The organism is Streptococcus oralis (assembly GCF_023110435.1).
Classification (GTDB): domain Bacteria; phylum Bacillota; class Bacilli; order Lactobacillales; family Streptococcaceae; genus Streptococcus; species Streptococcus oralis_CF.
This window is the reverse complement of record NZ_JALDWB010000004.1, coordinates 119,321-127,444: the sequence shown is the minus strand read 5'-3', so window position 1 is coordinate 127,444 and position 8,124 is coordinate 119,321. Positions and strand designations below refer to the sequence as shown.

The window sequence follows — 8,124 nt, the reverse complement described above, 5'->3', positions numbered from 1 at the left end:
TAGTCCGTACGGGATTCGAACCCGTGTTACCGCCGTGAAAAGGCGGTGTCTTAACCCCTTGACCAACGGACCTTGAGTTTTTCAACTCTTTCTATTATACCTACTTTTTCCCCTTTGTCAAGAACTTTTTTTCTCTTTATCGAAATTCTGAAAAGATAATGGAAAAGAGCCAGTTAAACTGACCCTATCTATTTGGTTTGACAATTAGTTGCACGTTCCTCTCCCCACCAGTATGGGATCAACTCGGCAACTTTGATTGTTTTTCTTGTTTCGTAGTTCATCATGAACTCCGCTTCTTTATTTTCAGCATTCAATTCTAAGAGAAATTCTCTGCAAGCGCCACAGGGCATACCTGACCCTTCGCCGTAGGGAGGTTTATCTCGAAAGGCAAGGATTTTCTTAACTTTAGTTTGTCCTGAAGATTGATACATATTGAAGAGAGCTGCTCGTTCTGCGCAGAGATGAAAAACGCCACAAGTGCCCTCCATACAAAATCCTGTGAAGATCTGTCCATCTTCTGCTTCTACCGCAGCAACAACATGGTTAGCATAAACAAAGTCAGAAACTTCATGTGGATTGTATAAGGTTCGTGCTTCTTCATACATTTTTTCCCATGTATCCATCGGAAGTCCTTTTTATTTAGAAATCTCTTTCAGCATGTTTTCAATATGCTGGATTGACTTTTCACGTCCGAGTAAGAAAATGGTGTCTGGTAATTCTGGTCCATGCATTTCACCTGATACAGCAATACGAATTGGCATGAAAAGATTTTTCCCTTTAATACCTGTTTCTTTTTGGACTGCTTTGATTTGTGGAAAGATATTTTCTGTCACAAATTCATCGTCTGTCATTGCTTCAAGTTTTGCTTTAAAGGCTTCAAGAACTGTTGGAACTGTTTCGCCCGCCATGACCTCGCGCTCTGCCTCTGTCAACTCTGGGAAGTCTGAGAAGAAGAGGTCTGTCAATGGAACAATCTCATCTACCGACTTCATTTGTGGTTTATAGAGTTCCACCAATTTTTCAGCCTTGTCAGTTAAACGGCCTGCTTCCTCTAAGAATGGTTTTGCCATTTCAAAGATAGTTCTTAAATCTGCATTCTTGATATAATCATTGCTCATCCAGTCGAGTTTCTTCTGGTCGAAGGCTGCTGGAGACTTACTGAGGCGATTTTCATCGAAAAGTTTAATGAGTTCTTCACGAGAGAAGATTTCATCTTCGCCACCTGGGTTCCAACCAAGAAGAGCAATGAAGTTAAAGACTGCTTCTGGTAAATAACCTTTTTTACGGTAGTCTTCGATAAACTGAAGGGTGTTGGTATCGCGTTTAGACAATTTTTTACCCGTTTCAGAGTTGATAATCAAAGTCATGTGACCAAATTCTGGCGCTTCCCATCCGAGCGCTTCATAGACCATGAGCTGTTTTGGTGTGTTGGCAATGTGGTCGTCTCCACGGATAACATGAGAAATTTGCATATCGTGATCATCAATCACAACAGCAAAGTTGTAAGTTGGGTAGCCATCTTTCTTTTGGATAACCCAGTCACCACCGGTGTTGCCACCTTCAAACTCGATATCACCTTTGACTATATCATGCCATTTGTAGATACCAGACTCATTGACAGCCAAACGGACAGTTGGGATGATACCAGCTGCTTCACGTTCTGCGATGTAAGCTACTTTTTCTTCTTCGCTCATGCCAAGATATTCGTTGATGTAGCGAGGTGTTTCCCCAGCTGCTTCTTGACGTTCGCGTTCAGCCGCCAACTCTTCTTCTGTAACGTAAGATTTGTAGGCTTTTCCTTCGGCTAGCAATTGGTCGATGTATTTTTGATACAAGTCCAAACGCTCAGACTGGCGGTAGTCTTCATGTGTTTCTGGGCTTTCATCCCAGTCCATGCCTAACCAACGAAGGTTTTCAAGCTGTGAACGTTCTCCGTCTTCGACATGACGTTTGCGGTCAGTATCTTCGATACGGATGATAAAAGTTCCACCATGATGGCGTGCGTAGAGGTAGTTGAATAATGCTGTACGGGCATTTCCGATGTGTAGTAGTCCTGTTGGACTTGGTGCGTAGCGTACGCGGATATCTTTTGACATAGTTTCTCCTATAAAGTCTCTAGGCGTCTGCCTTTTTGCTTTCTATATTATATCACAAGTCTCGCCTGAGTCCAATGTCTACGAATAAAGAGAGTAAAAAGAGTGGACAAGCCACTCTTTTCTTCTATTACAGACTATAGACGTGCGTTAAGCTCTTTGCTCAATTCTTCAAATCCTGGTTTCCCAAGAAGGGCAAACATGTTGCGTTTGTATGCTTCAACACCTGGTTGGTCAAATGGGTTGATGGCATTCAAGTAACCTGAAAGAGCAATTGCCAATTCGAAGAAGTAAATAGTATAACCAAGAGTGAAGGCATCTTGCTCTGGAAGGGTTACGTACATGTTTGGTACATCACCGTCTGTGTGGGCAAGAAGAACACCGTCAGTTGCTTTTTTGTTTACAAAGTCAACGTCTTTTCCTTGAAGGTAACCAAGCCCATCAAGGTCTTCTTCCAAAGTAGGAATGATCACGTTCTTACGTGGTTTGTCAACACGGACAACTGTTTCAAACATGATACGAGTTCCTTCTTGGATAAATTGACCCAATGAGTGCAAGTCAGTTGAGAAGTTTGCTGAAGTTGGGTAAATCCCTTTTTGGTCTTTCCCTTCTGACTCACCAGCCAATTGTTTCCACCATTCTGAGAAGTATTGAAGTGATGGCTCGTAGTTTACCAAGATTTCAGTAGCGTAGCCTTTACGGTAAAGGATGTTACGAACTGCTGCATATTGGTAAGCTTCATTTTCAGTAATCTTGTCTGAAGTGTAGTCTTTACGAGCTGCATTCGCACCTTCCATAAGGGCTTTGATGTCAGCTCCTGATGCTGCGATTGGAAGCAAACCAACTGCTGTCAAGACTGAGAAGCGTCCACCGATGTCATCTGGAACAACAAATGTTTCCCAACCGTTGGCATCTGCTTCAACCTTAACAGCACCTTTTTGGCGGTCAGTTGTAGCGTAGATACGTTTGTTAGCTTCTTCTTGACCGTATTTCTTAACCAAGAGTTCTTTAAAGACACGGAAAGCAATGGCTGGTTCTGTTGTTGTACCTGATTTAGAAATCACGTTTACTGAGAAGTCTTTGTCAGCTACGTACTCTACCAAGTCAGCAAGGTAAGTAGATGAAATTGAGTTTCCAGCGTAAAGGATTTGTGGCGCTTTACGCTCTTCTTTTGTTTGTAAGTTAGCAAAGTGGTGGTTCAAGAAGTCGATGGCTGCTTTGGCACCAAGGTAAGATCCACCGATACCGATTACAACCAAAACATCGCTGTCTGATTTAATTTGCTCAGCAGCTTTCAAGATGCGGTCGAATTCTTCGCGGTCATAATTTTCAGGAAGGTCCAACCAACCCAAAAAGTCGCTACCAGCACCAGTTCCTTTACGAATCAATTCGTCTGCAGCTGTTACTTGTGCTTGCATGTATTCCACTTCATGTGGGGCAACAAATTTGTCTAAAACTTTTGAATAATCAAATTTAATATGTGACATGATAATCCTCCAATATTTCTTCTTTTCTATCATAACGCTTACCTTCGATTTTTTCAAGCTTTTTTATTGAATTTGCCCAATTTTTATCATAATTCAAACGTTTGCGTAAAAACGCTAAAATACAAAAAATCTGAAAGGACGAATAAAAACGGCTAGATATTCTAACCGTTACAATTCATTTAATAAATACTCAAACAGTTCTAAATTGCCGTCCTCTTCATTGACCAAAAACTCTGGATGCCACTGCAAACCAATGATACGATGCTCGTCTATAGACTCAATCGCTTCCACCGTCTGGTCTCGAGGATCCACCGCTGTCACACGGAAATTAGGCGCCAGATCTTTAATACTTTGACGATGGACTGAGTTGACCTGACTTTCTTTGCCAAACAACTTAGCCACCACGCTTCCTTCTACTGTTTCAATAGAATGAGATGTCCCAAAAGGCAGACCTTGCCAGTGACCTTCAATTTCTTGGTGGAGAGTGCCGCCAAAAGCAACATTGACCAGCTGGACCCCACGGCAGATTGCTAAAATGGGCTTATCCTGACGAAGGGCTTCTTTCAAGAGGGCTAATTCAAACTCATCTCGCACTAGGTTGTAATCATCGCTCTCGATGGTTTTTTTCTCTCCATAAAACTGGGGATGGACATTTTGTCCACCTGTCAAGATGAGTTTGTCGATCATTTCCACATAATCGTGCACAATGGACTCATCTCCAACAGGAATCACTAAAGGGAGACCTCCGACTTGACGAATGCTCTCTGCAAATTTACAGGATACAGATGAATGAATGTTTTTCCCTTCTGCATCTACAGGACATAGATTTGCAGCAACTCCTACAACCGTTCTAGCCATGATGTGTCTCCTTTCGATTTTCTTGCGACAGTCTTATCTTATCACTCCAAACCTTTCCTGTCTAATATGTTTTTTTAAAGACCGTGATAAGTATTTTTTATGGATAAGAAAAAGCTGCCCAATGAGGACAACTTCTTTTTTATTCGAAGACAAATTGATTGTGATACAGTTCTGAGTAGAAACCGCCGAGTTTGAGCAACTCGTGATGATTTCCACGTTCAATGACCTCTCCATCTTTGAGGACAATAATCTGATCGGCATTGAGGATGGTCTTGAGACGATGGGCAATGACAAAACTGGTGCGACCTGCTACTACTGCCTCCATAGCATGCTGGATCTTGCTTTCTGTTACGGTATCGACATTGGAAGTCGCTTCATCTAAGATTAGGACTTGAGGATCTGTCATCAAGGTCCGAGCAATAGAAATCAATTGTTTCTGCCCAGTCGAGAAGATATTTTGCTCATCATCAATAAGGGTATCATACTTATCAGGCAAACTTTCGATGTAGTCATGAATATGAGTTGCCTTGGCAGCTGCTTCGACCATTTCCTGACTGGCATCTGGCACACCGAAGCGTATATTATCCCGAATCGTTCCACTAAACAAGACCGAATCCTGCAAGACAATACCGACCTTGCTCCGCAGGCTATCCAAGTCGTAGTCACGAATGTCTTTGCCATCAAAGGAAATGCTACCTGCATCCACATCGTAGAAACGATTGATGAGGTTCATGATGGTCGTTTTCCCTGAACCAGTCGGACCTACAACTGCTATCATCTGCCCCTTAGGAGCTGAAATGCTAACATCTTTTAAAATCGGCTTGTCTGGCACATAAGAGAAATCAATGTGACTGATTTCAACGCCTTCTCGCAATTCCGTAAAGGTAGGTGCATTTTGCGGGCGAATCTCTTCTTCTGCATCGAACATTTCTTGGATACGATCCGCTCCAGTAAAGGCCAACTGAAGACTTCCCCAACTCGCAGCCACCTGGATAATCGGCTGGTAGTACTGCTGAGAAAATTGGGTAAACATGACGATCAAACCTAGGGCTGTCGTTGTTTCGATACTTGGATCGTTCAGCAAGACAGCCGAACCTGCAAAAATGACGATGGCTGTGTTGACCAAACTCATCCCATTCATAACTGGAAAGAGGATGCCTGAGAACATTCTTCCTTTAAAGGTTGCCTTGCGCACGCGCTCATTTCGCTCCACAAAGCCTGCTACGATGTCGTTTTGAATCCCTTGTACGATAACAGCTTTCTGTCCTGAAATACTTTCGTCCATGTAGGCGTTGAGTTTCCCAACCTCTTTTTGCTGGAGATTGGTGTACTTGCGGGCCATTTTCACGATGAAGACCAGCATGAGAAAGGCCACTGGAGTGCTGGCTACTGTTATCAGGGTTAGCGTCACATTTCTTGAAAACATGACAAAAATCAAACCGATGTAAAGAGCAATATTGCTCATGACCTGAACTAGACTTTCATTGAAGGCTTGAAGGATGTTGTCCAAGTCACTCGTGAAGCGAGAGAGGATATCGCCATCCTGATGGCGATCAAAGAAAGAAACCGTCAAACGGGAAAGTTTGCCAAAAAGGCCCTTACGCATTTCATTTGTTGACTCGGCAATCACACGGGTCATCAAGGCCATGTAAATCAAACTGGACACTACCAAAACCAGCACAACCAGAGCTAGATTCAGCATCAGAGCTGACAAACTCTGCCAGGCTAGTTCGGAAGTCCCATTTTGATAAGCTAGAACCAGATTAGCGAGCTCCGTCACTGCTTGACCTGAAAAAACTGGAAAGAGGGCTTGGGCAATCGTCGCAATCGCAACCATCAGAATCACAATGACAAAGGAAAGCTTATAAACTTTAAAATAATTCCAGAAAAATCGAACGGTTTTCATTTTATTCCTCCTTTCCCTTTTGTGTTTCGTAGATCTCACGGTAGACAGCATTGCTAGCTACCAAGTCTGCATGCCGTCCTTCTCCAATCAAACGTCCTTGGTCCAAGACCAAAATCTTGTCTGCATGGACGACTGAGCTGATTTTTTGAGCGATGATAATGGTTGTTGTCCCTTTCAGGTCTTTGTTCAAAGCTTCCTGCACGAGTCTCTCTGACTTGGCATCCAAGGCCGAAGTCGAATCGTCAAAAATCAGGATACGTGGATTGCTGACAATCCCACGGGCAATCGACATCCTTTGTTTTTGTCCACCAGAAAAGTTGGTACCACGTTCTTCGACCTGACTCTCAAATTTGTTTTCCATGCGTCCAATAAATTCACTGGCTTGGGCGATACGTGCCGCACGTTCCAGTTCGGACACGCTGGCATTGCCTTTTCCTTGACGGAGATTATCTGCAATGGTCCCACTAAAGAGAATAGCTCTTTGCAAGACGATGGAAACTGTTTTACGCAAGGTTCCCTCGCTGACGTCTCGAATATCCTTGCCACCAATCTTGATAGATCCCTCCTGTGGATCAAAAAGTCGTGGAATTAACTGAGCTAGGGTGGACTTCCCTGCTCCAGTCGCCCCAACCACACCGACCATCTGACCTGGTGCAACTTCAAAACTTACATTCTTAAGCATGGGCTCTTCATCGGTAGGATAAGTGAAGGTCACATTTTCAAAAGAGAGACTTCCTTCTAGATTCTCATCTGGAAGATCCTTAAAAGTCATCGCTGGCTCGGTATCTAGAACCTCACGGATACGCATCATCGAAATCATAGCCCGACTGACAGAATTCCCTAAAAATCCAACCATGACGATTGTAAAGATAATCTGACTGAGATAGTTAACAAAGGAAGCAATAGAACCAACGACTGACGGATCCGACTGAGCCATTCCCGCAACCAACCAGATGGAGAGGAAAACCGCTCCGTACCCAATGAGCATCATAAAAGGTTCCACTACTGAAAAGGCATAGCCAATATAAATATTTTGTCCCAGAAGCTCATCTGAGACCTCAGTAAACTTGTCAAATTGCTCTTTTTCCTGCACAAAGGATTTGACCACACGCACACCACGTAGATTTTCCTTGGCGATGGCATTAATTCGTTCAAGAAGGGTTTGAAACTTGGCAAAGCGTGGCCCCATCATCCCCATCATGACACCTGTAAGCGCAAAAATCAGCACTACCATAAGGACAATTACCCACCAAAGCGAAGGCAGGGTGTGAACCGCTAAGATAAAGGAACCGATAAAAAGCAAAGGAAGACGGAAAAGGATTTGGAAAACCATCATCACCATGTTCTGAATTTGGTTGATATCATTGGTCATACGGACAACCAGATTCCCAGCATTAAACCGCTCAATGTTGGCATAAGAAAAGGTTTGGATCTTACGAAAAGCATCTTCCCGAAGATCCGAAGATACTCCCTGAGCGATATAGACTGCAAGAATAACATTGACACCACCTGCAACCAGTCCCACGAGAGCTACTCCTATCAACCATGCCCCAATACTATAAATAGCCTCATGTCGACCAGCCAGTAGAGCATCTAAAACCTCCTGCAAATAGCGAGGTTGCAAGAGTGAGCTCGCAACCATCAAGCCTGTCATCACAAAGGATGCCAAGGCTTGCCATTTATAGGCTTTAATTTTTTCAATCAGCATACTTCCTCCTAATTAGATAGACAAAAGGGAGTGACGAAATTCGCCAGCTCCTCTCATTCTTTCATGTTGATG

At 43.3% G+C, this 8,124-nt stretch carries 6 protein-coding genes and 1 tRNA gene; all 7 read right to left on the bottom strand.

Annotation, left to right across the window (positions count from 1 at the left end):
• The 7 genes from M1F97_RS07025 to M1F97_RS06995 all read right to left on the bottom strand — a co-directional run bounded on the left by M1F97_RS07025 (position 1) and on the right by M1F97_RS06995 (position 8,052).
• Positions 1-72, bottom strand: a tRNA-Glu gene (locus M1F97_RS07025).
• A gap of 116 nt (positions 73-188) precedes the next feature.
• On the bottom strand, positions 189-623 hold the full coding sequence (locus M1F97_RS07020) for a cytidine deaminase family protein (RefSeq protein ID WP_084938770.1): 435 nt from the start codon (positions 621-623) through the stop codon (positions 189-191).
• Positions 624-635: 12 nt separating this feature from the next.
• On the bottom strand, positions 636-2,096 hold the full coding sequence (gene gltX, locus M1F97_RS07015) for a glutamate--tRNA ligase (RefSeq protein ID WP_247944642.1): 1,461 nt from the start codon (positions 2,094-2,096) through the stop codon (positions 636-638).
• A 134-nt stretch (positions 2,097-2,230) separates the two neighbouring features.
• Positions 2,231-3,580: a glucose-6-phosphate isomerase gene (locus M1F97_RS07010; RefSeq protein ID WP_000018247.1), complete on the bottom strand. Its 1,350-nt coding sequence runs from the start codon at positions 3,578-3,580 to the stop codon at positions 2,231-2,233.
• A gap of 168 nt (positions 3,581-3,748) precedes the next feature.
• Positions 3,749-4,438, bottom strand: coding sequence for a gamma-glutamyl-gamma-aminobutyrate hydrolase family protein (locus M1F97_RS07005; RefSeq protein WP_247944641.1), 690 nt, complete (start codon positions 4,436-4,438; stop codon positions 3,749-3,751).
• A 139-nt stretch (positions 4,439-4,577) separates the two neighbouring features.
• Positions 4,578-6,344 (bottom strand): ABC transporter ATP-binding protein, encoded by a 1,767-nt coding sequence (locus tag M1F97_RS07000; RefSeq protein ID WP_247944640.1) that lies wholly within the window; start codon positions 6,342-6,344, stop codon positions 4,578-4,580.
• 1 nt (position 6,345) lies between these two features.
• Positions 6,346-8,052: an ABC transporter ATP-binding protein gene (locus M1F97_RS06995; protein ID WP_247944639.1), complete on the bottom strand. Its 1,707-nt coding sequence runs from the start codon at positions 8,050-8,052 to the stop codon at positions 6,346-6,348.
• Between the last annotated feature and the right edge of the window lie 72 nt (positions 8,053-8,124).

Coding starts and splice junctions, on each gene's coding strand:
- M1F97_RS07000 (WP_247944640.1), bottom strand. CDS start 6,344: ATGAAAACCGTTCGATTTTTCTGGAATTATTTTAAAGTTTATAAGCTT.
- M1F97_RS07010 (WP_000018247.1), bottom strand. CDS start 3,580: ATGTCACATATTAAATTTGATTATTCAAAAGTTTTAGACAAATTTGTT.
- M1F97_RS06995 (WP_247944639.1), bottom strand. CDS start 8,052: ATGCTGATTGAAAAAATTAAAGCCTATAAATGGCAAGCCTTGGCATCC.
- gltX (WP_247944642.1), bottom strand. CDS start 2,096: ATGTCAAAAGATATCCGCGTACGCTACGCACCAAGTCCAACAGGACTA.
- M1F97_RS07020 (WP_084938770.1), bottom strand. CDS start 623: ATGGATACATGGGAAAAAATGTATGAAGAAGCACGAACCTTATACAAT.
- M1F97_RS07005 (WP_247944641.1), bottom strand. CDS start 4,438: ATGGCTAGAACGGTTGTAGGAGTTGCTGCAAATCTATGTCCTGTAGAT.